This window comes from Microbacterium sp. PAMC21962 (assembly GCF_019443465.1).
Lineage (GTDB): Bacteria > Actinomycetota > Actinomycetes > Actinomycetales > Microbacteriaceae > Microbacterium > Microbacterium hominis.
Map to the genome: position 1 here is coordinate 1,428,105 of NZ_CP080381.1, position 23,685 is coordinate 1,451,789.

Genomic DNA, 23,685 nt, shown 5'->3' on the forward strand with positions numbered 1-23,685 from the left:
TGGAGCGATCCTTTCGTTCGACTCCGCGTCACTCGGACGCGGCGCGGATGGTGGCGACCTGGTAGAGCGCGACGGATGCCGCGATGCCGGCGTTGAGCGACTCGGTGGCCGAAGAGATCGGGATCGAGACGATCTGGTCGCAGGTCTCCGTCACCAGGCGGGACAGGCCCTTGCCCTCGGAGCCGACGACGATGACGACGGGGCGGTCGGCGAGCTCGAGCTGCGGCAGGGCGACGTCTCCGCCGCCGTCGAGACCGAGGACGAACACGCCCTGCTTCTTGAACTCCTTCAGGGTCGTCGTGAGGTTCGGTGCCATGGCGACCGGAACGCGGGCGGCGGCTCCGGCGCTCGTCTTCCACGCCGCCGAGTTGACGCCCGCGGAGCGGCGCTGCGGGATGATCAGGCCCTGGCCGCCGAAGGCCGCCGTGGAGCGGATGATCGCGCCGAGGTTGCGCGGGTCGGTCACGCCGTCGAGCGCAACCAGCAGCGGGGTCTGGCCCGTGGCGATCACCTGCTCGAGCAGGTCCTGCGGGTGCGCGTACTCGTACGGCGGCACCTTGAGGGCGACGCCCTGGTGCACGCCGTCGAAGCCGGCCATGCGGTCCAGCTCGGGCCGCGTGACCTCCATGACCGGGATGCCGCGCTGGGTCGCGATCGACAGCATCTCCTTGACGCGGTCGTCCATCTCGACGCGCTGCGCGATGTAGAAGGCGGTGGCCGGGATGCGCGCCCGCAGCGCCTCCAGCACGGAGTTGCGCCCGGTGACGTTCTCGGTGTCGTCGCCCGCCTTCGCCTTCGGGGCGCGTGAGGGACCCGGCTTCTGTCCCGGCCGTCCCTTGCCGCCCGCGGCCGCGTAGCGCTCGGCCGCGGCCTTGCGCTTGCCGGCGACGTGCCAGCTGCGGTCCTCGGCCTTGGGGGTCGGTCCCTTGCCCTCGAGCGCCTTGCGCCCGTGACCGCCCGTGCCCTTGAGCGGGCCCTTCTTCTTGCCCTTGCCCGCGGAGGGGTTGCCCGGCTTAGCCATCGTTCAGACTCCAATGGGTCCCGTCGGGACCGTCTTCGAGGACGACGCCGGCCGCCGCGATCGCATCGCGGAGGCGGTCGGCGCTCGCCCAGTCCTTGTTCGCGCGCGCCTCGGCGCGCTGGGTGATCATCGCCTGCAGCAGGCTGTCGAGCGCACGGCCCTGTGCGTCGTCGGTGTCGCCGCGCCAGCGCGGGTCCGCGGGGTTCATGCCGAGCACGCCGGTCATCCGCCCGACCTCGACGAGCGCGCGCGCGGCAGCATCCCGATCGCCGGCGTCCAGGGCCGCATTGCCCGCGCGCACGGTCTCGTGCACGACGGCCAGCGCCTGCGGAACGCCGAGGTCGTCGTCCATCGCGGCGGCGAAGGCCTCCGGCAGGTCGGCGACGACGAGCGGCGTCGGGGTCCCGAGCACGCGGGTCGCGCGCTGCTGGAAGGTACGGATCCGATCGAGGGCCGCCTCGGCGTCGTCGAACGACGCGGGGGTGAGATCGAGCGTGGAGCGGTAGTGGGCGGCGCCCAGCGCGTAGCGGACGACGAGCGGATCGCGTTCGGCGAGGACATCGGCCGCCAGCAGATGGTTTCCGAGCGACTTCGACATCTTCTGGTCGCCGACGGTGACGAGCCCGTTGTGCACCCAGTAGCGCGCGAACGCGTCGCCGGCCGCCGTGGACTGGGCGAGCTCGTTCTCGTGGTGCGGGAAGCGCAGATCGATGCCGCCGCCGTGGATGTCGAACGATGCGCCGAGGTAGCGCCTGCTCATCGCGGAGCATTCGATGTGCCAGCCGGGACGACCGGGCCCCCAGGGACTGTGCCAGACGGCGTCCGCCGGCTCGCCCTGCTTGGCGCCCTTCCAGAGCGCGAAGTCGCGCGGGTCACGCTTGCCGCGCGCATCCGCGTCGGCGGCGGGCTCCATCGCGTCGATGCTCTGATGCGTGAGCGCCCCGTAGGACGGCCACGATCGCACGTCGAAGTAGACGTCGCCGGCGGCGGCGTAGGCGTGCCCGCGCGCGATGAGGGTCTCGATGAGCTCCTGCATCTGCGGGATCGACCCGGTCGCCCGCGGCTCGTAGGTCGGCGCCAGGATGCCGATGGCGGAATACGCCTGGCCGAACTCGCGCTCCATGCGGTAGGCGAGGGCCCACCACGGCTCGTCGTCCGTCGCGTTCTGCAGCACCTTGTCGTCGATGTCGGTGACGTTGCGCACGAAGGTGACCCGGCCGAACCGTCGCCCCAGCCAGCGCCGCAGCAGATCGAACGCGAGAGCGGCACGCAGATGATGGATGCCGGGACCCGACTGCACCGTCGGACCGCAGACGTACATGGTGACGTTCGCCGGATCCTGCGGGGCGAAGTCGCGCAACGCCTGCACCTGGGTGTCGTAGAGCCGGACCGTCACCGCTCCAGCCTACCGGCGCGGGCGCCGACGGACGGCGGCGTGGGACACTGGCGGACGATGAACGCCCCCGACGACATCCTCATCCGCCCCGACGACCTCACCGGGCAGGCCACGCGCGCTCTGGTCGCGGCCCACCTCAGCGGGATGCACGCCGCGTCGCCCGCCTGCAGCGTCCACGCGCTCGACATCGACGCGCTGCGCGATCCGTCCGTCTCGTTCTGGTCGGCGTGGATCGCCGGCGAGATCGCCGGGATCGGCGCACTGAAGCGGCGCGACCCGCACCGCGGGGAGCTGAAGTCGATGCGCACCGCCGAGCGGTTCCTGGGCCGCGGGGTCGGTCGCGCGCTCCTTCGCCACATCATGGCCGAGGCGGCGGCCGCGGGGATGTCGAGCCTGTGGCTGGAGACGGGCACGACCGAGAAGTTCGCCGCGGCGCGGCACCTCTACGCCAGCGAGGGCTTCGTCGTGTGCGGCCCGTTCGACGACTACGTGCCCGACCCGTTCTCGACGTTCATGACGCGGGAGCTCTAGCACCGCGGGAGTCGCGCCCGTCCACCGCTCAGCGGGGGACGACGACCGCGACGGCGAACGCCGCGACGCCCTCGCCCGTGCCCGTGAATCCCAGTCCGTCGGTCGTCGTCGCCGACACCGTGACCGGGGCGCCGAGCGCCGCCGACAGCACGCTCTCCGCCTCCGCCCGACGTGCGGACAAGCGCGGCCGGCGCGCTTGCACCTGCACCGAGACGTTACCCACCGCGTAGCCGGCCTCGGCGACGAGCGCGCGGGTCCGTGCGAGGAAGACCGCCGCGTGGGCACCCGCGTACTCCGGCTGATCGGTGCCGAAGTGGGTGCCGATGTCGCCCAGGCCGGCGGCGGCGAGCACGGCGTCGACGATCGCGTGGGCCACGGCATCCCCGTCGGAATGACCCTGCAGTCCGGGCTCGCCCGGCCAGGCGAGTCCCGCCAGCCAGAGCTCGCCCTCGCCGCCGACGGCGTGCACGTCGGTGCCGATCCCGACGCGGGGCAGCGCCGCCGCCACGGTGCCGGCAGGACGGGCGCCGAGGAGTGCGCGAGCACGGTCGAGGTCTGCCGGCGTCGTGATCTTGAAGCCCCGTTCGTCGCCGGCCACGGTCCAGACGGCGGTGCCGGCGCTCTGGACGAGCGCGGCGTCGTCGGTGTGATCAGCGGATGCCGCGGCGTAGGCCGCATCGATGACGGTGCGCGAGAAGCCCTGCGGGGTCTGCGCGGTCGCGAGGTCAGACCGGTCGACGGCTTCGCGCACGGCCTCGCCCGCGACCCGTTTGACGGTGTCGACCATCGGCAGCACCGGCAGGACGGCGTCCTTCCCGTGCTCGAGCGCGTCGATCACGCGGGAGAAGACCTCCGGCGGCGTGAGCGCGCGGGCTGCGTCGTGCACGAGCACCCGCTCGACGTCGGGCCACACGGCATGCAGACCGGCCGCCACCGAGGCCTGCCGCGTCGGGCCGCCGGCCACCACCGAGACCAGGTCACGGCGGGGGCCGGCCGCGGCGAGTGCGTCCGTGAGCGCATCGCCGACACGGTCGGCGGGTGCGACCACGATCACCTGAGCGGCCGGCGCCGCGAAGACGCCGTCGAGGGCATGACGCAACACGGTGTGCTCATCGAGTCCGACGAAGGCCTTCGGCACACCGACGCCGAGACGCTGGCCGGAGCCCGCGGCGACGACGATGACGGCGACGTGCGGGACGGGAAGAAGTTCGGAACTCACATCGCGACCCTACCGAGCCGCGTCCGCGCGGGCGAGCCCGCGCGGCGGTCAGCTCGCGAGGACCTCGTCGAGCACGCCCGAGGCGTGGTCCTCGTCGGCCTTCAGCGCGAGAGCGATCTCCGAGACAAGGATCTGACGTGCCTTGGCGAGCATGCGCTTCTCACCCGCCGAGAGGCCGCGGTCCTGATCGCGGCGCCACAGGTCGCGCACCACTTCGCTCACCTTGATCACATCGCCGGAGGCGAGCTTCTCGAGGTTCGCCTTGTACCGGCGGGACCAGTTGGTGGGCTCCTCGGTGAACGGCGCGCGCAGCACGTCGAACACCCGCTCGAGACCGTCCTTGCCGATCACGTCACGAACGCCGACCAGGTCGACGTTGTCGGCAGGGACCTCGATGATGAGGTCTCCCTGCGTCACGTTCAGCTTCAGGTACTTCTTGGTCTCGCCCTTGATGATCCGGTCCTTGACCTCGATGATCGTCGCGGCCCCGTGGTGCGGATAGACGACCGTCTCGCCAACCTCAAAAAGCATGCAGTTATGTCCTTTCGGCAAAGTCCAGAATACCACAGGCGACATACGCTAAGGTTCGCCGGTTCGAGGCCGAGCCGCCGGGCGGCGGGGGCGGCGCCGGCTCCCGGCATAGAATGAGGACACACCGACTCGTCCAGGAGGATCCGTGAACACGCGCCGTCTCGCGTCCGTCGCCCTCGCCGCCGTTGTGGTCCTCTCCACGGCCGGCTGCAGCATGATCTCGCCGCAGGCCACCACCATCACCTACTCCCCCGCGGAGGGCGTCAACATCGCCCACTCGGAGCCGCTGAAGGTGCGCAACGCGCTCTTCGTCGCGAACGAGGACGGCACCGAAGCCAACTTCCTCGCGGCGATCGTCAACGACACCGACAGCGCCGAGAGCCTGCTCGTCGGCGTCGACGGCACCACGCAGCGCGTGCGCGTGCCCGCCCGCTCCACCGTGAGCCTGGGCTTCGACGGCGCCGACCCGCTGCTGTTCACCGGGCTGTCCTCGAAGCCGGGCACCGACGTGAAGGTGTCCTTCCAGTCCGGCACCGGTGAAGCGGTCGAGGATCGCGTGCCCGTCCTCGACGGCACGCTCTCCTACCTCGCCGACTTCGTCCCCGCGAGCTGATCGCCGCGGCCGGGCGCCCGGCGGCGCTCAGGCCTCGAACCGGTATCCCAGCCCGCGCACCGTCAGCAGCATGACCGGCTCGCTCGGGTTGCGCTCGATGCGGGACCGGATCCGCTTGATGTGCACGTCGAGCGTCTTCGTGTCGCCGAAGTAGTCGCTGCCCCACACCCGGTCGATGAGCTGGCCGCGGGTGAGCACCCGGCCGGCGTTGCGCATCAGCACCTCGAGCAGCTCGAACTCCTTCAGGGGCATCGGGATCGTCTCCCCGTCGACCGACACCGTGTGCCGGTCGATGTCGAGCACGACGCGGCCGCCGTCGACGATGCTGTCGTCCAGGCCGAGATCGGGCCCCTCGCTGCGGCGCAGGACGGCGCGCATGCGCGCCAGCAGCTCGCGCGACGAGTACGGCTTGGTGACGTAGTCGTCGGCGCCCAGCTCCAGGCCGACGACGATGTCCACCTCGGAGTCCTTCGCGGTCAGCATGATGATGGGCACCTTCGAGCTCGTCCGCACCACGCGGCACACCTCGGTGCCCGGCATCCCGGGGAGCATGAGGTCGAGCAGGATGATGTCCGCCCCGCGCGCCGCGAACGCCTCGAGGGCGGCGGGGCCGTCCTCGGCGATCTCCACCTCGAAGCCCTCCCGACGCAGCAGGTAGGCGAGCGGGTCGGCCAGGTCGGGCTCATCCTCGACGATCAGGACGCGGGTCATCGCTTCTTGTCTCCTTTCGCCCGCGAGACGTCGCGGGCGGCTTTCTTCTTGCGTTTCTTCTTGACCGGGAGGTCGTCGGGCGGAGCGACCGCGGGAAGGCGGACCGTGAAGGTCGAACCCCGACCGGGACGCGACCAGACCTCGACCTCGCCGCCGTGCCGCTGCACCGCGTGCTTCACGATCGACAGGCCCAGCCCCGTGCCGCCCGTGCGACGGGAACGGGCCTGATCGGCGCGGTAGAAGCGCTCGAAGACGCGCTCCTGCTCGTCTTCGGGGATGCCGATGCCGCGGTCGGTGACCGCGATCTCCACGATCTCCCCGTCGGTCTTGACGCCGACACCCACCTGGCCGCCCTGCGGGGAGTACGCGATGGCGTTGGCCACGAGATTGGCGATCGCCTCGGTGAGCACCTGCACGTCGCCGCGCACGTAGGCGTGACGCGCACCGCCGCGGGCGACGGAGATCGCGGCGGAGTCGGCGGCGACGGACTGCGACTCGATGGCGGCGGCGACCACCTCGTCGACCGAGACGTCGCGCAGCTCGGTGAGGTCATCGGCGGACTGCAGCCGCGACAGGTTCATGATCCGCGAGGTCAGCTGGCTCAACCGCGCCGCCTCCGCGCTCAGACGGCCGGCGAAGTGGCGCACCTGGTCCGGGTCGTCGGCGGCCGACTCGACGGCCTCCGCGAGCAGGCTGACCGCGCCGACCGGCGTCTTCAGCTCGTGACTGGTGTTGGCCACGAAGTCGCGGCGCATCTCCTCGACGCGCTCGCGCTCGGTGATGTCGCGGATGACGATGAGGATCAGGCGCGGGGTGATCACGCTCGCCCGTGCCGACACCAGACGCGGCTCGACCCCGCGGCGCAGCCGCATCGTCTGCGTCTCGGGCATCTCGCTGCGCCGTACCGACCGGGCGAGCGCGCGCAGGTCGTCGTCCGGCAGGGCGAAGTCCTCGTGCATGCCGAAGAGCGCGGCCGGAGCGGACACCGCGACGATCTGCAGGGAGGTGTCGACGACGACCGCGACCTCGTCCATCCCCTGCAGGACGGCGGCGGTGCCGTCGGGCAGCGCCGTCGACGCGGCCACGCGCGCACGGTCGCGCGCACGCAGCGCGATGAGCACGAGCGTCGCCACACCGCCGCCGAGAACGAGGCCGAGGATCAGGGCGATCACCGGCTGCAGGGAGTCCATGCCTCCCAGCGTAGGGTGGACGGACACCGCAGATTCACGTTGCGGATCACCGCCCGACACCCCGGCCGCAACGTTCATCGCTGCGGCACCGATCGTTAACCTTGGCCCGCGATGATCGCCGGGTCAGCGGACGGCACCGTGCCTGCCCGCCGGAAGAGAGGCACCCTGATGCGCGAAGTTTTCCACCAGTCGCTCGAGGACGTGCAGTCGCGTCTCGTGGAGATCGCCGAACTCGTCACGGAGGCCATCGACAAGGCCACGCGCGCCTTCGGCACGAGCGACGTCGCTCTCGCGGAGGAGGTCATCGAGGCCGATCAGGTCATCGATGAGAAGGCGGTCGCCCTCGACGAGCTCGCCATCCAGATCCTCGCGCGCCAGCAGCCGGTCGCCCGCGATCTGCGCATCGTCGTGGCGGCGCTGCGCGTGTCGGCCTCCCTCGAGCGCATGGGCGACATCGCCGAGCACATCGCCCAGCTCACCCGGATGCGCTTCCCGGAGCGCGCGATCCCGAAGGGCCTCAAGGGCACGTTCACCAAGATGGGCGAGCTCGACGTCGAGGTCGCGCAGACGCTCACCGAGCTGCTGCGCACCGAAGACCTCTCCTTCGTCGAGACGCTGCGCACGCTGGACGACAAGGTCGACGACCACCACCTCTCCGTGTTCGAGAAGGTGCTCAGCGAGAACTGGCAGGGCGAGGCCGGCGCGACCGTCGACGCGACCCTGGCCAGCCGCTACCTGGAGCGTTTCGCCGATCACGCCGTCTCGGTCGCCAAGAAGGTCGCCTACCTCGCGACCGGCGACTGGACGCCGGACACCGACACCATCGCGGTCATCATCGCCGAGGGCGAGGCGCTCGACGACGTCGAGTGAGGCTCCGCCCCGCCGGGGCGCACACGAAGAGGGGGGATGCCGGTCGGCATCCCCCCTCTTCGTCGTTGCGCTCGCGCGCCGCGCTCAGCCCTTGCCCTGGCTCGCGACGGCGGCGGCACCGGCGGCCGCGGCCTCGGGGTCGAGGTACTCCCCCGGTGCGACGGGCATGAGGTCTTCGCCGAGGCGGTACACCAGCGGGATGCCGGTGGGGATGTTGAGCTCGGCGATGTCGGCGTCGCTGATGCCGTCGAGGTGCTTGACCAGGCCGCGCAGCGAGTTGCCGTGTGCCGTGACGAGCACGGTCTTACCGGCCTTCAGGTCGGGGACGATCTCGTTCTCCCAGTACGGGAGCAGACGGTCGATGACGATCTTCAGCGACTCGGTGCGCGGCACGTCGCCGTCGATGCCGGCGTAGCGCGGGTCGCCGACCTGGCTGTAGGGCGAGTCGTCGGCGAGCTCCGGCGGCGGCACGTCGAACGAGCGGCGCCACAGCATGAACTGCTCCTCGCCGAACTCCTCGAGCGTCTGCGCCTTGTCCTTGCCCTGCAGGTCGCCGTAGTGACGCTCGTTGAGGCGCCACGAGCGCTTCACGGGGATCCACAGACGGTCGGCGGTGTCCAGGGCGATGTTCGCGGTCTGGATGGCCCGGCTCAGCAGCGAGGTGTGCAGCACGTCGGGCAGGATGCCGGACTCCTTGAGCAGCTCACCACCGCGCGCGGCCTCGCCGCGACCCTGCTCGGTGAGGCGGACGTCCACCCATCCGGTGAACTGGTTGGTCTTGTTCCACTCGCTCTGCCCGTGGCGGAGGAGGATCAGCGTGTACGGCGCGGTCATGCTCGTCATCCTACCGGCGCGGGGGCTGGCATCATGGGGGGATGCCGCCGGAGAAAGCCCCCGCCCGCGGCGTCGTCGGTCAGATCACGCGAGGCACGACCAACACCAACCGGCTGCGCCGCATCGACCGCTGGATCGCGCGGCATCCGGTGCTGCGCCGTGCCGCGGATCCGTTCGTCGTCGACCTGGGCTACGGGGCGAGCGCCGTGACGGTGCTGGAGCTCGAGCAGCGGCTGCGGCGCGTGCGTCCCGATGTCGACGTGCTCGGGCTGGAGATCGATCCCGGCCGCGTCGAACGGGCGCGCGCCCAACTCGACGGCGTGCGCGCGGGCCGCACCCCGTTCGCCCGCGACGCGCGGGTCGCGTTCGCCCGCGGCGGGTTCGAGGTGCCCGCGCCGCACGATCGGCGTCCCGCCGTGCTGCGGGCGTTCAACGTGCTGCGGCAGTACGACGAGACCGACGTGCCGGCGGCCTGGTCGCGCATGGCGCGACGACTGCAGCCCGACGGCATCCTCGTGGAAGGCACGTGCGACGAGCAGGGGCGGGTGTGCACCTGGCTCGAGATCGGCGCCGACGCCGTGCCGCGCACCCTGACGCTGTCGCTGCGCCTGTCCGCGCTCGAAGCCCCCGCGATCGCCGCCGAGAGGCTGCCGAAGGCCCTCATCCACCACAACGTCCCGGGCGAGCCCGTGCACGGCTTCCTGCGGGCGCTCGACGAGGAGTGGACGCGCGCCGTCGCGACCGCGTCGTTCGGTCCCGTCCATCGGTGGCGCACGGCCCTGCTCGCGCTGCACGGCGCCGGCTGGCCCGTCGGCGGACGCGCACGCTGGCGCCTCGGCGAGGTCACCGTGCCGTGGACGCTGGTCGCCCCGGCCTCCTGACCGACCGCCCGGCGATCCCGCTCAGACCCGCGGGATGGCGGCACGCGCCTCGTCCGCGGGCATGCCCGCCGCAGTCATGAGGTCGACGGCGAGCGGACGCATCGCCCCGATGAGGGTCTGGTCGACGGCCGAGCTGCGGTCCGCGAGCACCCCGGGATCGAGGCGGCCCGCGACCGCGCGGACGGCCTCCCGCGCCGCCGGCTCGTACGAGATGTCGCCGAGCGCGTCGGCGATCAGCCGCGCACCCGCGCCGAGCTCGTTGAGCAGGTCGGCGGCGATCGGCCGCGCGGTGCGGTCGTCGCACAGGTAGACGATGCGCCGCGCGATCACCCGGAGGTTGCGCGTCGCGAGATCGACGTGCACACGCACCCGTTCCTGACGCTCGAACTCCGGACGCTGCGCACGCAGGAACGGCGAGATGCGTGCGATCTCCGAGCCCGACTCGATGCCCGCGCGCCACTGGTCGACGAGCCCCTGCAGCGCCCGCGCCTTCCTGAGCCCGCGCTCGGCCCGACCGGGGTCACCGCGCCGCAGCGCCTGCACGAGGGTCGCGAGGGCGCCGTCGAACGCTGCGAACAGCTCCGCGCCCTCCCGCGTCACGGCACGCAGCGGACTGCGCGGCAGCAGCGCCGTCACCAGCAGTGCCGTGACGCCGCCAACCACGCCGTCGATCATCCGCAGGAACGGCACGCTCACGGGGATCACCATGACGATCGCCGACTGGATCGCCGCCGCGATGGCGAAGGCCGGCTGCGGCGACAGGAAGCGGGCGATGACGAGGGATGCCGCGAGGGTGAGACCCAGCTGCCACCAGCCGATGCCGGCGACCAGCACGATGATCTCGGCGACGAGGATGCCGACGATCATGCCGATGACCGTCTCCAGCACGCGGCGCGGGCGCGCGTCGCGCACCAACCCCAGACTCGAGACGGTGACGGTGGCCGCCAGCAGCGGCGCGGCGTGGCCGAGCACGTAGTGGGCGAACGAGAAGGCGACCGTTGCCGCGACGACGATCTGGACGATCGCGGGGGCCGATGCGACGACACGGTCCACGCCGACGCGGGGATGCCAGCGCGCACGCCATCCGGTGGCGATCGCCGCGGTCGGCGGCGACGCGGGGGGCCGGGGCTTTCCGGGCGGCTCGGGAGGAGGGACGGCGGCCACCGCGGTCAGCGACGCCGGGACAACCGCGGCATGCGGGGCACGGCGGCCGTGCGGCCCGCGTCGGGCGGCACGATGACCTCCTGCGCGGCGGCGACGACACCGCCGTCGACGGCGACGGTGAGCTCGGCATCCGTCGGCGTCGTCCGCTTGACGTACGCGAGCGCGATCGGCCCCTCCTCGTGGTGGCGCGCGACCGAGGTGACGGCGCCCACGGCATCCTCGCCGAAGAACACCTCCGCTCCCCGTTCGGGAAGCCGCGCGTCGCTCCCGTCGAGCTGCAGCGACACCAGACGCCGGGGCGGATGCCCCAGGTTGTGCACCTTCGCGACGGTCTCCTGCCCGCGGTAGCAGCCCTTGTCCAGATGGACGGCACTGCGCAGCCAGTCGGCCTCGTGCGGCAGCGCGCGGCCGTCGGCCTCGGTGTCGGCGCGCGGACGCCAGGCGGCGACGCGCACCGCGTCGACGGCCATCCACCCGGCCACCGCCTGCGATCCGGAGGCCGCGGCGGCGGCGATGTCGGCGGCGGTGTCGACCGTGACGACGGCCTCGGACCAGTCGTAGGCGGTGCCGGGATGCGGGGTCGCGGGCGCGTAGCCCCACCCACCGACGCCGACCTCGGGCCAGGGATCGCGCCAGACGGCGAGCGCCGGAAGCGCCGCGACGGCGTCGCCGGTGCCGCCGATGACCGCCATCCGGTCGGACAGGTCGTGCAGCTCGACGCGCAGGCGGAAGCGCATGCGCGTGAGCCAGGTCAGCAGCGCGTCGGCGTGCGAGCGGTCGACGATGAGCCAGGTCCGCTCACCGTCGTCGACGACGGATGCGGCGTGCTCCACGTGCCCCTGCGGATCGAGCACCAGCAGCTCGGTGCTCACGCCGGGGGCGAGCGCGGCGAGGGCCTGAGACGTGATGGAGTCCAGCCAGGTGAGCCGGTCGACCCCGTCGACGGCGAGCACGACCCGGTCATCGAGGGGCGCCAGCGCACGACCCGCGATCAGATCGCGCTGTTCACGGGTGGGGGCGGCGACGTGCGCCAGTCCGCGCTCATCGACGACCGCGCCGGGAATGCGGGCGAAGGGACTGGAGGATGCGGTGTCGTCGGTCACGGCGCGATCACTCGACCCGCGCCAGTCGCGCCGAGGCGTGCGCGGCGAGCTCTCCGCCGAGCGCGGCTATGTCCCAGGCCCACAGCAGATGACCGTCGACGAGGCCGTACATGCGGGTCGCGGCGGTGTACGCCTTGGCGCTGGCCGGACGCACCACCGCATCCGTCGCGATGTCGATCCGCGGCCCGCGCACCTGTCCGACGTACAGCTCGCTGACCCCGTCGGAGTGGACGAGCGCCACCTCGAGGTCGAATCCGCCCTCCGCGTTGCGCAGCAGCTCGACGTCGTCCGCGGTGCGCGGCGTCGCGCGCGCGACGGATGCCGGCAGCAGCGCCGGCCCCGCGTCGCCGCCGTCGGCGGGCCGGGCGAGGCGCCAGTAGCCGGTCTCGGCCACGAGCGGCGTGCGCGCGCCGTCGTCGGCGAGGAGCCAGGCGCTCGCGGAGTAGTTCACGTAGTCGCCGCCGTCGTGGCTGAAGCTCACGCGATGGGCGAACTCGCCGCCGAACGAGACGTCGTCGGCCTCGTAGTCGATGACCCCGGTGCCCTCCCAGACGCCCAGGAGCCACGAGAGCGGGACGAGATCCGCCGGCAGGTCGGTCGGCAGGTCCAACATGGTCGTCAGCGCTGGCCGCGGTAGAGGTTCTTGATCACGACACCCGACACGAAGACGATCGCGAGCGAGGCGAGCGCGAGCAACCCGACGAAGAAGAGTTCGAGCGCAACGAGGTCCATACCCTCACTCTACCTTCACGAGAACATGCTGGAGAGTCCGAGGCCGAGCCCGATCAGCCCCATCACCACGAACGCGCCCAGCGCACTCGCGGCCACACGGCGGAGGAAGCCCTGCGAGTGCCCCTGCACCAGTTGCACCACGAACGCGAGGATGAGGCAGGCGGCCATGCCGACCGGCATCCATGCGGCGCGCCACTCGTCGGGGGCGAGGATGCCGATCGCGATCGCGATCACGGCGCCGGCGACCCAGACCCCGACGATGCCGCCGTATCCGGCGCGGGGCGCCAATCCGGGAAGCGTCATGGGTCCATTGTCACCGACGCGCCGCGTCCGCGCACTCACCGCGTCCGCACGTGCGCACGTCGCCGCCGCGCCCGGGTTCTAAGATGGGGGCACGGTTCGGGCATCAGGACCGGAAGGGACCCCATTGGCTCAGCTGCTCGTCTTGAGTTCCGCCCCGGGCGGCAGTCCCGTCCTGCCCGCGCTCGAGCTGCTCAGCCATCGCGTGCGGCAGATCCCGGCCGAGCCCGCCCAGCTCGTGAACGCGCCGAGCTCCGATGTGATCTTCGTCGACGCGCGCACCGACCTGGTGGGCGCCAAGTCGCTGTGCAAGATCCTCAACACGACGGGGCTCGACGCCCCCCTGGTGCTCGTCGTCACCGAGGGCGGACTGACGGCCGTGTCGACCGACTGGGGCATCGACGACGTCATCCTCGTCGGCGCGGGCCCCGCCGAGGTCGACGCGCGCATCCGGCTCGCGGTGGGGCGGCAGTCGGCGGCGCAGGTGTCCAGCCGCATCCAGACCTCCGGCATCACGATCGACGAGTCGTCCTACTCGGCGAAGGTGCACGGCAAGCCGCTGGATCTCACCTACAAGGAGTTCCAGCTCCTCCACTTCTTCGCGACGCACCCCTCGCGCGTCTTCACGCGCGAGCAGCTGCTGAGCGAGGTGTGGGGCTACGACTACTTCGGCGGCACGCGCACGGTCGACGTGCACGTGCGGCGTCTGCGCGCCAAGCTCGGCGACCTCGAGCAGCTCATCGGCACCGTCCGCAACGTCGGGTACCGGTTCAACGTCTACGAGGACGACCAGATCCCGTCGCCCCGCGAGGCCTCCCAGGCCTGATCTCGTCGCGGGCGCACGATCGACCACGCGGTTAACGCGGCGGTCACCTGGCCCTGACATGATGAGGTAATGATCGACACCGACGTTCTGGACACCGGGCTGGGCGACGAGGACGACGACGACTTCGACGAGATGGTCGAAGACGGCGACGCGCAGCTTCCCGAGCACCGCTACATGGACCGCGAGCTCAGCTGGCTCGCGTTCAACCAGCGCGTGCTGGAGCTCGCGGAGGATCCCTCGCTGCCGGTCCTGGAGCGCGCGAACTTCCTCGCGATCTTCGCCAGCAACCTCGACGAGTTCTTCATGGTCCGCGTCGCGGGGCTCAAGCGACGCATCGTCACGGGGCTCGCCGTGCCGACCAACGTGGGCCGCGCTCCTCAGGACGTGCTCGCCGACATCTCGGATGCCGCCCACGCGCTGCAGCTGCGTCAAGCGGCCGTCTGGCTCGACATGGTGCAGCCGGCCCTGTCCGACGCCGGCATCGACGTGATCTCCTGGGACGATCTGACCGCCGCCGACCGCGACGAGCTCTCCGACTACTTCCAGTCGCAGGTGTTCCCGGTGCTCATGCCGCTGGCCGTCGACCCGGCGCACCCCTTCCCGTACATCTCGGGCCTGTCACTGAACCTCGCGATCCGCATCCGCAACGCCAAGACGGGCCGTCAGGAGTTCGCGCGTCTGAAGGTTCCGCCGATGCTGCCCCGTTTCGTCGCCGTCCCCGGCGAGCCCGGGCGGGCGCGTTACCTGCCGCTGGAGCAGCTCATCGCCAACCACCTCGGCGACCTCTTCCCGGGCATGGAGATCCTCGAGCACCACACGTTCCGTCTGACGCGCAACGAGGACGTCGTGATCGAGGAGGACGAGACCGAGAACCTCATCCAGGCCCTCGAAGCGGAGCTCCTGCGCCGACGCTTCGGTCCCCCGATCCGCCTCGAGGTCACCGAGGACATGGACGACGTCACGCTCGACCTCCTGATCGCCGAGCTCGACATCACCGAGCAGGAGGTGTACCGCCTGCCGGGCCACCTCGACCTGCGGGGCCTGTTCGACCTCTCCCGCATCGATCGGCCCGAACTTCACTACCCGGCCCACGTGCCGACGACGGCGCCGGCGTTCCAGCCGCTCGAGCAGAACGGCCGTGCCGACTTCTTCGCGGCGATCCGCAAGGGCGACGTGCTCGTGCACCACCCGTACGAGTCGTTCACGACGAGCGTCGTGAGCTTCCTCGAGCAGGCGGCGCGCGACCCGCACGTGCTCGCCATCAAGCAGACGCTGTACCGCACCTCGGGCGACAGCCCGATCGTCCAGGCGCTCATCGACGCGGCCGAACGCGGCAAGCAGGTGCTCGCGCTGGTCGAGGTCAAGGCGCGCTTCGACGAGGCGGCGAACATCGTCTGGGCCCGAAAGCTCGAGAAGGCCGGCGTGCACGTCGTATACGGCCTCGTCGGGCTGAAGACGCACTGCAAGCTCCTGCACGTCATCCGCGAGGAAGACGGGATGCTACGCAGCTACAGCCACATCGGCACCGGCAACTACAACCCGAAGACCAGCCGCATCTACGAGGACTTCGGGCTCTTCACCGCCGACGAGCAGGTGGGCCGTGACCTCACGCGCCTGTTCAACGAGCTCAGCGGCTACGCGATCGAGAAGAAGTTCAAGCGTCTGCTCGTCGCCCCGTTGCACCTGCGCAAGGGGCTGCTGCGCCAGATCGAGAACGAGCGGCGCCACGCCCTCGAGGGCAAGCCGGCCCACATCCGCATCAAGGTCAACTCGATGGTCGACGAGCAGATCATCGACGCCCTGTACCGCGCCAGCCAGGCCGGGGTGCGCGTCGACGTCTGGGTGCGCGGCATCTGCTCGCTCAAGGTGGGGCTGCCCGGCGTGAGCGACAACATCACGGTCCGATCGATCCTCGGCCGCTACCTCGAGCACTCGCGCATCTTCGCGTTCGCCGGGGCCGGTGAACCGCAGGTGTTCATCGGCAGCGCCGACATGATGCACCGCAACCTCGACCGCCGCGTCGAGGCCCTGGTCCGCGTCGTGGCGCCGGCCCAGATCAAGGAGCTCGTCGACCTGTTCGATCTGGCGATGAGCGACGAGACGAGCTCCTGGCACCTCCAGGACAGCGGCGAGTGGCAGCGCCACAGCACGGATGCCGACGGCAAGCCGCTCGTCGACCTGCAGGACCGCACGATGGCGCAGGTGCAGCGTCGGCGGCGGGCCCGGGCGGTGCGATGACCGACACCGCCGTCTACGCCGCCGGCGGAGTGGTCTGGCGCGTCGTCGACGGCAAGCTCCGCGTCCTCGTGATCCACCGCACGGCCTACGCCGACGTGACCATCCCGAAGGGCAAGGTCGATCCCGGCGAGAGCCTGGCCGAGACCGCCGTCCGCGAGATCTTCGAGGAAACCGGCATCCGGGTCGCGCTCGGCATCCCGGTCGGCGTCTCGCGCTACCGCATGCCCAACAAGCGGCAGAAGATCGTGCACTACTGGTCGGCGGAGGCGACGGATGCCGCGATCCGCGCGTCCGCGTTCGTGCCCAACAAGGAGATCGCCGCGATCGAGTGGCTGTCGCCGCGCAAAGCGCTCGCGAAGCTCTCGTACCCGGTCGACGTGGAGATCCTCGAGGAGTTCCTGCGCTACGTCGACGACGGTGTGCTCGCGACGTTCCCGATCGTCGTGCTGCGCCACGCCAAAGCGCTCCCCCGCGAGGACTGGGACGGTGCGGATGCGGCGCGTCCCCTCACCGCACGCGGGGCGAAGCAGGCGGCGGCCGCCGTCGGTCCGCTCCGCGCGTTCGGTGTGCGCAAGATCGTCTCGAGCGACGCGGTCCGCTGCGTCACGACCGTGACGCCGCTGGCCGCGAGCCTCGGCAAGGAGATCCACCGCACGAGCGCGCTCAGCCAGGACGCGTGGGAGGACGGCACCTCCGACGTGCGCGCCGTCATCGGCCGGCGCGTGCGCTCGCGCAAGCCCGCGGTGCTGTGCAGTCACGGACCGGTGCTTCCCGGCATCCTGTCGGAGCTCGCCCTCGCGACCGGCACCCTGCACGGGTCGTACCTGGGCAGCGCCTCGGCGCTGGACACGGGAGCGTTCTCCGTCGTGCACCTGTCGGCGACCAATCCGGGGTCCGGCATCATCGCGATCGAGACGCACGAGCCGAAGCTGTAGCCGGTGGAGGGCCTGCGTCTCGCGTGGGGTCCGGTGCCGCCCGGGCGGATCGCTCGGCGCGAGGCCGCGTGGGCGCTGCTGCGGACGCTGCTGGCGGAGGCCGGGGCGCCCGAGGTCGTGCTGACCAACCCGTGCCCCCGGTGCGGGGGTGCGCACGGCCCGGTGCAGCTCCGCGGTGCGCCCTGGTGGGCGGCGGTGACCTACGCCGGGGCGACGGCGGTCGTCGGCATCCTCCCCCGTGACGCCGCCGACGGGTTCGCCCTCGACGCCGAGCCGTTGCACGATCCGGTGCGCGAGGCGGCCGGCGGCATCCCGGGAGGGCTGCGGCGGTGGGTTCGCGCCGAGGCCGCACTGAAGGCCGACGGCCGCGGACTGGCGGTGGACGCGGCATCCGTCGCGATCGCCGGCGACGACGGCGATCGCTGGGTCGCCCGGCTGCCGGGCACCGCGCGGGTCGTGCACGGCGCGGAGGTCGAGGGTCCCCCCGGGGTCCTCGTCTGCGCCGCCGTTCTCACCCACGCGGGACGAGTCGCCGCGGGCGCGTGACGATCGTCGGAGATTCGTGCCGAAAGCGCTCGCGACACGCGGCCATCGGCGTCGGCGCGATCACAACTCCGACGTTCGTCACGGGCTACCGGCGCGGCCGCGGGCGCGGGCGCAGGCGCGGGCGCGGCGGGTGCGGGCGCGGCGGCGGGCCTACGGCCGCGGCAGCGACGGCAGCTCCGCGCGGTCGAGCCACGGCGTGAACACGTCGTCGAGGTCGCGGCCGGCGACGCGCTCGGCGAGCGCGCGGAAGTCGTCGGTCGTCGCGAGTGTGTGCCGATACGTCTCGACCCAGTCGTGGAGCACCCGCGTGAACGCCGGAGGACCGATGCGGCACCGCAGGGCGTAGAGGGTGAGCGCGCCCCGCTTGTAGACGCGGTCGTCGAACATGAGATCGGGTCCGGGGTCGCTGAGCAGCAGATCCTGCGGCAGCGCCCGCAAACGGGCGTGGTGCTTCGCCGCCTTCTCCGCCACCGTCGCCGCGCCGGACCGCTCGAACCACAGCCACTCTGCGAAGCAGGCGAAGCCCTCGTTGAGCCAGATGTCGCTCCAGCGCCCGATGCCGACGCTGTTGCCGAACCACTGGTGGGCGAGCTCGTGGGCGATCAGCCGCTGCTCCTCGGGCACCAGGTGGTTGCTGCCGAAGACCGCCAGGCCCTGGGCCTCCAGCGGGATCTCGAGCTCGTCGGGCGTCACGACGAGCGTGCACGCCTCCTGCGGATACGGGCCGAAGGACTCCTCGAACAACGCGAGCATGCGCGGGACGTCCGCGAACGCCCGCGTCACCTCGCGGCGGAGCCCGGCGGGGGCGAACACCCGCACCCCGTCGCCGTCGCCGTCGTCGCGGGATCCGAGCAGGGTCTGCTCGTACGGGCCGATGTGCACCGCGACGAGGTAGGTGGCCACCGGCACGGCGGACACCGACGTGACCGTCAGCCGTCCGCCGGCCGTCGCCTGTGCGGCCGGTCGTCCCGTGAGCACGGGGAGGTAGCCGGCATCCGTCGTCACCGCCAGTCGCATCGGCGCCCGCGCGTCGGGACGGTCGTTGCAGGGGAACCACGTGGGCGCCCCGGTGGGCTGCGAGGCCACGAGCGCGCCGTCCTCGAGCTCCTCCCACCCGATCGTGCCCCAGCGGGAGCGCCGCGGGGCGGGGGCGCCGGCGTAGACCACCTCGATCGAGAACCGCTCCCCGGGATGTATGCGGTGCGGCAGCGTGACGCGGAGCTTGCGCGGCCCCTGCGCGAACCGCGTGCGACGGTCGCCGTCGACGCGCACCCGCGAGGCGCGCAGCCCCACGAGGTCGATGCTGACTGCCGACACCGGTGCGGCGGCGACCGCGTTGATCGTCGCGCGCCCCTCCAGCCGGTTGGTGCGCACGCGGTAGTCGATCGCCACGTCGTAGGACTCGACGTCGAAGCCCGGATCGCCGCTCTCGGGGGCGTAGGGGTCGTGCCCGCTCACGAGGTGGACTGGTACGCGCGCACCGTGACGGCGTTCCAGGGACCGATGGGATTGCCGCTCCAGCGTGATCCCACCGGCACGGTCTCGCCGCGCATGACCAGGGATGCCGGGCCCACCGTGGCGTGGGCGCCGATACTGGCCGCCGGGAGGATGACGCTGTGGGGTCCGAGGGTCGCCCCGGCCGCGAGTTCGACGGTGTCCATGCTCATGATTCGATCATGGAAAAGGTGCGTCTGCACGACGCATCCCCGGTTCACGGTGGATCCGTCCCCGAGAGTCACCAGGTCGGGCTCGGGCAGCCAGTAGCTGTCGCACCAGACGCCGCGGCCGATGCGCGAGCCGAGCGAGCGCAGCCAGACCGCGAGCGCCGGAGTGCCGGTGGCGGCCCGCGCGAACCACGGCGCGGCCACCATCTCGGTGAAGGTGTCCGACACCTCGGTGCGCCACACGAAGCTCGACCACAACGGCTGCTCGCCGGCGCGGATCGGGCCCACGATCAGCCACTTCGCGGCCGTGGACACGCCCGCGGCGACGGCGCCCGCGCACAGCAGGACGACGCCGGAGAGCAGGATCGCGACGCCGAGTCCGGCGACCTCGATGAGGGCCGCCAGCACGAAGACGACCAGCAGCCCGATCGCGCAGGTGACGACGACGGGGACGAACCTGCACAGCTCCCAGAGCGTGCGCGCGACCCGCAGCCGCACGGGCGGCCGGTAGGTGCGCGACTCGTCGCCCTCCGCGGAGCGCCGCCGCAGCCGGACGGCGGGCGAGCCCAGCCACGACGATCCCGGCTTGGCCTTCAGCGGCGCGGCCGACAGGACGGCGACGAGGCCGTCGCGCGGCACGCGGTGCCCCGGCGCGGCCATGCCGGAGTTGCCGAGGAACGCGCGCTTGCCGATGCGCACGGGCCCGAGCCGCATCCAGCCGCCGTGCAGCTCGTAGGAGGCGACCATCGTGTCGTCGGCGAGGAAGGCACCGTCCTCGATGCGGGTGAGAGAGGGGATCAGCAGCACGGTGGATGCTTCGACGTCACGGCCCACCCGGGCCCCGAGCAGACGCAGCCAGACCGGCGTGAACAGGCTCGAGTACAGCGGGAACAGGATGGTGCGGGCGGAGTCGAGCAGGCGCTCGATCGTCCACGCCTGCCACCCGATGCGGCTGCGGACGGGATGGACGCCCTCCCGCAGCCCGACGGACAGCAGGCGCACCGCGAGCACCACGACGGCGGCGAAGACCAGCCCCGCGACGATGACGCCCGGCACGAGCCACACCAGCGCACCGCCGAGCGCCGCCGCCAGCGACGAGGCGCCCACCATGCCGCGGGCGACGACGAGCCCGCCCGCCGCGAAGGCGACCAGCGGCAGCAGGGCGAGACCCAGCGCCGACGCGGCGTAGGCCCACAGCCAGCGGTTCGGCGCGGGCGCCCGCTCGACCGGCCATTGCGCCGACGTGCCGCCGACGCGCACCGCCGGCGAGCCGGCCCAGGTCTGGTCGGCGCGGACGCGGCCGAACACGGCGGAGCCCGGAGCGATCTCGGCTCGGCGGCCGATGCGCGTTCCCGGAGCGAGCGTGCTGCGCGAGCCGACGGTGGCTCCGGCGCCGATGCGGATGCCGCCGATGCGCACGACATCGCCGTCGATCCAATACCCCGACAGGTCGACCTCGGGCTCGATGGCCGCGCCGTCCCCGATGTCGAGCATGCCGGTGATCGGCGGCAGGGCGTGCAGATCGACGCCGCTGCCGATGCGGGCACCGAGCGCCCGTGCGTAGTAGCTCACCCACGGCGCTCCGGCGAGCCCGACGGCATCCACCTGGTCGGCGATCTGCTCGGCCAGCCAGAGTCGGATGTGCACCCAGCCGCCGCGCGGGTAGTCGCCGGGGCGGACGCGGGCGAGCAGCAGTCGAGCGGATGCCGCGGCGATCGCCATGCGACCGAACGGCGTCGCGAAGAGGACGAGGCCGACCACCAGCAGCCACAGCGGCGCATCGGGCAGGACGTCGAAGCCGGGGACCAGCTGCAGCAGGGCCGCGGCCGTGAGCAGGTACAGCATCCATCGGATGCCGGAGAGGATGAACAGCGGGACGGCGAGCACGGTCTGCGCCCACTGCGCGCGCCGCGGCGTGGGCTCGGGGCGGTGGAACGTGGTCGACGCCTCCTCCTGCAGGCCCGATCCGAGCGCCTTCGCCATCGCCCCGAGACGGGGCACGTCGTAGATGTCGGCGACCGAGAACTCCGGCACACGCGTGCGCAGCCGCGACACGAGCTGCGCCGCGGCGAGCGAGCCGCCGCCCAGGTCGAAGAAGTCCGCCTTCCGATCGACGACCGGCATCCCGAGCACGGCGAGCCACTGCTGCGCGAGCCAGGCCTCGCCCGGGGAGAGGTCGGAGGCGGGCAGCTCGACGTTCGGCAGCGGCCACGGCAGCGCGGCACGGTCGACCTTGCCGGAGGTGCGCACCGGCAGCTCGTCGACCACCGCGAGGAGCGGGACCATGGGCGCGGGCAGACGTGCGGCGAGGTCGGCGCGCGCCGCCAGGCGGTCGAAGTCGGGCGGCGCCGCGAGGTAGCCGACGAGCACGGGGACCCCGGCCTCGGTCGTGCGCACGGCGGCCGCGGCGCCGGTGACACCGGGCAGGTCCTGCAGCGCCGCCTCGACCTCGCCGAGCTCGATGCGACGTCCGCCGACCTTCACCTGGTCGTCGGCGCGCCCCTGGAAGACGAGGCCTTCGGACTCGTAACGGACGAGGTCGCCGGAGCGGTAGGCGCGGTCCCATCCGAGCGTCGGCAGGGGGGCGTACTTCTCGGCATCCTTGGCGGGGTCGAGGTAGCGCGCGAGACCGACGCCGCCGATGATGAGCTCACCGACACCGCCCTCGGCGACCGGCTGCCCGTCGGCGTCGACGACCGCGAGCTTCCACCCGTCCAGCGGCAGGCCGATGCGCACCGGCACCGAGCCGTCGAGAGGCGCCGCACACGCGACGACCGTCGCCTCGGTGGGGCCGTAGGTGTTCCACACCTCCCGGCCGTCGGCGACGAGGCGCGCGGCCAGCTCGGGCGGGCAGGCCTCGCCGCCGAAGATGAGCAGACGCACGTTCTCGATCGCATCGGCCGGCCACATCGCGGCGAGGGTCGGCACCGTGGAGACCACCGTGATGCCCTGCCGCAGCAGCCACGGCGCGAGATCCTCCCCCGAGCGCACGAGCGACCGCGGCGCCGGCACCAGGCATGCACCGTGACGCCACGCCAGCCACATCTCCTCGCACGACGCGTCGAAGGCCACCGACAGCCCGGCCAGCACGCGGTCCTGCGGCCCGAGCGGCGCATCGGGCACGAACAGGCGCGCCTCGGCATCCACGAACGCGGCCGCGGAGCGGTGACTGACCGCGACGCCCTTGGGCACGCCCGTGGACCCCGACGTGAAGATGACCCAGGCGTCGTCGTCGACGCTCGGCGGCGGCACGGCGATGATCGCCTGCGTCGCCGGGTGCGGCGCCGCCCCGTCGAACAGGCCGCGGCCGACGGCCGCGTCGCCGGATGCCGGGGAGTACTCCCCCACTCCCGAGACGACGCCGCTCACGCCGGCCTCCCCGAAGACGAGCTGGGCGCGCTCGTCGGGGTCGTCCGCGTCGACGGGCACGTAGGCGGCGCCCGCGGCGATGATCCCCAGGATCGCGATGTAGAGCTCCTTCGACCCCGACGGCATCCGCACGCCCACGCGGTCGCCGCGGCGCACCCCCGCGTCGTGCAGACGGGCGGCCGTCGCCCCGACCCGCGCCATCAGCTCGCGGTAGCTCAGCGCACCCGAGCCGTCGTCGATCGCGGACGCCTCGGGGAAGGCGAGCGTGGTCGCCCGGAGGACGTCCAGAAGGGTCCGGGCCGGCGGCGCGGCGGCCGACCGGTCCAGTGCCGTCTGCGCAGAGCCCGTCACGTCAGGAGAGCAGATCGATCAGCTGCGCCTTGGTCAGACGCGAGTACCCGGAGCGGCCGTCGGTGCGGGCGCGATCGCGCAGCTGCGCGACCGTGAGCGCCGCGAGCTCCGACGCCGGTCCGCCCGGCTCCGCGTCGGCGTCCGCGGGGGTGCTCGCGGCGGCGGTGGCGCCCGGAGCGGCCAGCTCGGACGCGAGTGCGTCGGATGCCGCGACGGCCTCGGCATCCGCGCGCGCCGCGGCCCGCTCCGCACGGCGGGCCGCCTTCTTCAACGCCTTGGCTTCCGCGGCCTCGGCGGCAGCCCGGGCGGCGGCCCGCTCGGCCTCCGCCGCGCTCTGGCGGGCTTCGGCGCGAAGCCGCGCCTTGCGGTCGGCCGCCGAGACGGCCTTCGCGACCGCGCGCTCCAGCCGGCGCACGGCGCGTTCGGCCTCGCGGGTCACGGCGCGTGGTTTGCGGCGCAGACGCTTCTTCGACACGTCCGCGGCGTCGCGCGCCTCCTCGATGTACTCCTCCAGGCCGGCGGCGAGCTTCTTGGGAAGGCTCTTCGCCGTCTTGGCCGCTGTCTTCGCTGCCGCGGATGCATCGGTGACGGCGTCGCGCGCCGCGCGCTCGGAGGTGCTCTTGGTGCCCATGGCGCTCATCGTAGGCGTGCCAGGTGAAC

At 72.4% G+C, this 23,685-nt stretch carries 22 protein-coding genes; 8 read left to right on the forward strand and 14 right to left on the reverse strand.

Annotation, left to right across the window (positions count from 1 at the left end; all coding sequences use genetic code 11):
* Positions 1-28 precede the first annotated feature (28 nt).
* Entirely contained in the window at positions 29-1,021 is a 993-nt protein-coding gene (rlmB, locus tag KY498_RS06980) for a 23S rRNA (guanosine(2251)-2'-O)-methyltransferase RlmB (RefSeq protein WP_060959905.1), read from the reverse strand.
* Entirely contained in the window at positions 1,014-2,417 is a 1,404-nt protein-coding gene (gene cysS, locus KY498_RS06985; RefSeq protein WP_191008114.1) for a cysteine--tRNA ligase, read from the reverse strand. Before cysS ends, rlmB begins: the two co-directional genes overlap by 8 nt.
* Before the next feature lie 57 nt (positions 2,418-2,474).
* Between cysS and KY498_RS06990 the strand changes: the two genes are divergently transcribed.
* A complete protein-coding gene (locus KY498_RS06990; protein ID WP_191008113.1) occupies positions 2,475-2,948 on the forward strand; it encodes a GNAT family N-acetyltransferase in 474 nt (157 codons plus the stop codon).
* Between the two features lie 28 nt (positions 2,949-2,976).
* On the opposite strand, the gene ispD is transcribed toward KY498_RS06990, so the two are convergent.
* Both ispD and KY498_RS07000 read right to left on the reverse strand, forming a co-directional pair.
* Positions 2,977-4,167, reverse strand: a complete 1,191-nt coding sequence (ispD, locus tag KY498_RS06995) for a 2-C-methyl-D-erythritol 4-phosphate cytidylyltransferase (RefSeq protein ID WP_101305845.1) — start codon at positions 4,165-4,167, stop codon at positions 2,977-2,979.
* 48 nt (positions 4,168-4,215) lie between these two features.
* The gene (locus KY498_RS07000; RefSeq protein WP_023954865.1) at positions 4,216-4,698 is read right to left on the reverse strand and encodes a CarD family transcriptional regulator; all 483 of its coding nucleotides are present in this window, start codon (positions 4,696-4,698) and stop codon (positions 4,216-4,218) included.
* Positions 4,699-4,843: 145 nt separating this feature from the next.
* Here KY498_RS07000 and KY498_RS07005 point away from each other — a divergent pair, with 145 nt between their 5' ends.
* The gene (locus KY498_RS07005; RefSeq protein WP_060959908.1) at positions 4,844-5,311 is read left to right on the forward strand and encodes a hypothetical protein; all 468 of its coding nucleotides are present in this window, start codon (positions 4,844-4,846) and stop codon (positions 5,309-5,311) included.
* A 27-nt stretch (positions 5,312-5,338) separates the two neighbouring features.
* On the opposite strand, the gene KY498_RS07010 is transcribed toward KY498_RS07005, so the two are convergent.
* Positions 5,339-6,022 carry a response regulator transcription factor gene (locus KY498_RS07010; protein ID WP_060959909.1) on the reverse strand — a complete coding sequence of 228 codons (684 nt, stop codon included), beginning with the start codon at positions 6,020-6,022 and terminating at the stop codon, positions 5,339-5,341.
* Positions 6,019-7,290 (reverse strand): cell wall metabolism sensor histidine kinase WalK, encoded by a 1,272-nt coding sequence (locus tag KY498_RS07015; RefSeq protein ID WP_101305844.1) that lies wholly within the window; start codon positions 7,288-7,290, stop codon positions 6,019-6,021. Before KY498_RS07015 ends, KY498_RS07010 begins: the two co-directional genes overlap by 4 nt.
* Positions 7,291-7,380: 90 nt before the next feature.
* On the opposite strand from KY498_RS07015, the gene phoU reads away from it, so the two are divergent.
* Complete coding sequence (gene phoU / locus KY498_RS07020; RefSeq protein WP_060959911.1) at positions 7,381-8,082, forward strand: phosphate signaling complex protein PhoU; 702 nt, start codon at positions 7,381-7,383, stop codon at positions 8,080-8,082.
* Between the two features lie 84 nt (positions 8,083-8,166).
* On the opposite strand, the gene KY498_RS07025 is transcribed toward phoU, so the two are convergent.
* Positions 8,167-8,916, reverse strand: coding sequence for a phosphoglyceromutase (locus KY498_RS07025; protein WP_060959912.1), 750 nt, complete (start codon positions 8,914-8,916; stop codon positions 8,167-8,169).
* Positions 8,917-8,957: 41 nt separating this feature from the next.
* Here KY498_RS07025 and KY498_RS07030 point away from each other — a divergent pair, with 41 nt between their 5' ends.
* Entirely contained in the window at positions 8,958-9,797 is an 840-nt protein-coding gene (locus tag KY498_RS07030; RefSeq protein ID WP_191008112.1) for a class I SAM-dependent methyltransferase, read from the forward strand.
* Positions 9,798-9,818: 21 nt separating this feature from the next.
* Here KY498_RS07030 and KY498_RS07035 read toward each other — a convergent pair whose 3' ends face one another.
* The 4 genes from KY498_RS07035 to KY498_RS07050 form a co-directional block, all read right to left on the reverse strand.
* Positions 9,819-10,850, reverse strand: coding sequence for an aromatic acid exporter family protein (locus tag KY498_RS07035; protein WP_223849512.1), 1,032 nt, complete (start codon positions 10,848-10,850; stop codon positions 9,819-9,821).
* A gap of 116 nt (positions 10,851-10,966) precedes the next feature.
* The gene (locus KY498_RS07040) at positions 10,967-12,064 is read right to left on the reverse strand and encodes a folate-binding protein YgfZ (RefSeq protein WP_191008111.1); all 1,098 of its coding nucleotides are present in this window, start codon (positions 12,062-12,064) and stop codon (positions 10,967-10,969) included.
* Positions 12,065-12,071: 7 nt separating this feature from the next.
* On the reverse strand, positions 12,072-12,677 hold the full coding sequence (locus tag KY498_RS07045) for an FABP family protein (RefSeq protein ID WP_191008110.1): 606 nt from the start codon (positions 12,675-12,677) through the stop codon (positions 12,072-12,074).
* A gap of 134 nt (positions 12,678-12,811) precedes the next feature.
* Complete coding sequence (locus KY498_RS07050) at positions 12,812-13,099, reverse strand: hypothetical protein (RefSeq protein ID WP_061782262.1); 288 nt, start codon at positions 13,097-13,099, stop codon at positions 12,812-12,814.
* Positions 13,100-13,223: 124 nt separating this feature from the next.
* Between KY498_RS07050 and KY498_RS07055 the strand changes: the two genes are divergently transcribed.
* The 4 genes from KY498_RS07055 to KY498_RS07070 all read left to right on the forward strand — a co-directional run bounded on the left by KY498_RS07055 (position 13,224) and on the right by KY498_RS07070 (position 17,641).
* On the forward strand, positions 13,224-13,922 hold the full coding sequence (locus KY498_RS07055; RefSeq protein ID WP_060959915.1) for a response regulator transcription factor: 699 nt from the start codon (positions 13,224-13,226) through the stop codon (positions 13,920-13,922).
* A 69-nt stretch (positions 13,923-13,991) separates the two neighbouring features.
* On the forward strand, positions 13,992-16,160 hold the full coding sequence (locus tag KY498_RS07060; RefSeq protein WP_191008109.1) for an RNA degradosome polyphosphate kinase: 2,169 nt from the start codon (positions 13,992-13,994) through the stop codon (positions 16,158-16,160).
* Complete coding sequence (locus tag KY498_RS07065) at positions 16,157-17,095, forward strand: NUDIX domain-containing protein (RefSeq protein WP_060959917.1); 939 nt, start codon at positions 16,157-16,159, stop codon at positions 17,093-17,095. Before KY498_RS07060 ends, KY498_RS07065 begins: the two co-directional genes overlap by 4 nt.
* Before the next feature lie 3 nt (positions 17,096-17,098).
* The gene (locus KY498_RS07070) at positions 17,099-17,641 is read left to right on the forward strand and encodes a chemotaxis protein CheY (protein WP_191008108.1); all 543 of its coding nucleotides are present in this window, start codon (positions 17,099-17,101) and stop codon (positions 17,639-17,641) included.
* Between the two features lie 150 nt (positions 17,642-17,791).
* Here KY498_RS07070 and KY498_RS07075 read toward each other — a convergent pair whose 3' ends face one another.
* Genes KY498_RS07075 through KY498_RS07085 form a run of 3 tightly spaced genes read right to left on the reverse strand, consistent with a single transcriptional unit; the run spans position 17,792 to position 23,656 of the window.
* Positions 17,792-19,099, reverse strand: a complete 1,308-nt coding sequence (locus KY498_RS07075) for a M1 family metallopeptidase (RefSeq protein ID WP_191008107.1) — start codon at positions 19,097-19,099, stop codon at positions 17,792-17,794.
* A complete protein-coding gene (locus tag KY498_RS07080) occupies positions 19,096-23,025 on the reverse strand; it encodes a Pls/PosA family non-ribosomal peptide synthetase (protein WP_191008106.1) in 3,930 nt (1,309 codons plus the stop codon). Before KY498_RS07080 ends, KY498_RS07075 begins: the two co-directional genes overlap by 4 nt.
* A 1-nt stretch (position 23,026) precedes the next feature.
* Positions 23,027-23,656, reverse strand: coding sequence for a hypothetical protein (locus tag KY498_RS07085; protein WP_223848860.1), 630 nt, complete (start codon positions 23,654-23,656; stop codon positions 23,027-23,029).
* Between the last annotated feature and the right edge of the window lie 29 nt (positions 23,657-23,685).

Coding starts and splice junctions, on each gene's coding strand:
- rlmB (WP_060959905.1), bottom strand. CDS start 1,021: ATGGCTAAGCCGGGCAACCCCTCCGCGGGCAAGGGCAAGAAGAAGGGC.
- KY498_RS06990 (WP_191008113.1), top strand. CDS start 2,475: ATGAACGCCCCCGACGACATCCTCATCCGCCCCGACGACCTCACCGGG.
- KY498_RS07000 (WP_023954865.1), bottom strand. CDS start 4,698: ATGCTTTTTGAGGTTGGCGAGACGGTCGTCTATCCGCACCACGGGGCC.
- KY498_RS07010 (WP_060959909.1), bottom strand. CDS start 6,022: ATGACCCGCGTCCTGATCGTCGAGGATGAGCCCGACCTGGCCGACCCG.
- KY498_RS07015 (WP_101305844.1), bottom strand. CDS start 7,290: ATGAACGTTGCGGCCGGGGTGTCGGGCGGTGATCCGCAACGTGAATCT.
- phoU (WP_060959911.1), top strand. CDS start 7,381: ATGCGCGAAGTTTTCCACCAGTCGCTCGAGGACGTGCAGTCGCGTCTC.
- KY498_RS07025 (WP_060959912.1), bottom strand. CDS start 8,916: ATGACCGCGCCGTACACGCTGATCCTCCTCCGCCACGGGCAGAGCGAG.
- KY498_RS07030 (WP_191008112.1), top strand. CDS start 8,958: ATGCCGCCGGAGAAAGCCCCCGCCCGCGGCGTCGTCGGTCAGATCACG.
- KY498_RS07045 (WP_191008110.1), bottom strand. CDS start 12,677: ATGTTGGACCTGCCGACCGACCTGCCGGCGGATCTCGTCCCGCTCTCG.
- KY498_RS07050 (WP_061782262.1), bottom strand. CDS start 13,099: ATGACGCTTCCCGGATTGGCGCCCCGCGCCGGATACGGCGGCATCGTC.
- KY498_RS07060 (WP_191008109.1), top strand. CDS start 13,992: ATGATCGACACCGACGTTCTGGACACCGGGCTGGGCGACGAGGACGAC.
- KY498_RS07065 (WP_060959917.1), top strand. CDS start 16,157: ATGACCGACACCGCCGTCTACGCCGCCGGCGGAGTGGTCTGGCGCGTC.
- KY498_RS07085 (WP_223848860.1), bottom strand. CDS start 23,656: ATGGGCACCAAGAGCACCTCCGAGCGCGCGGCGCGCGACGCCGTCACC.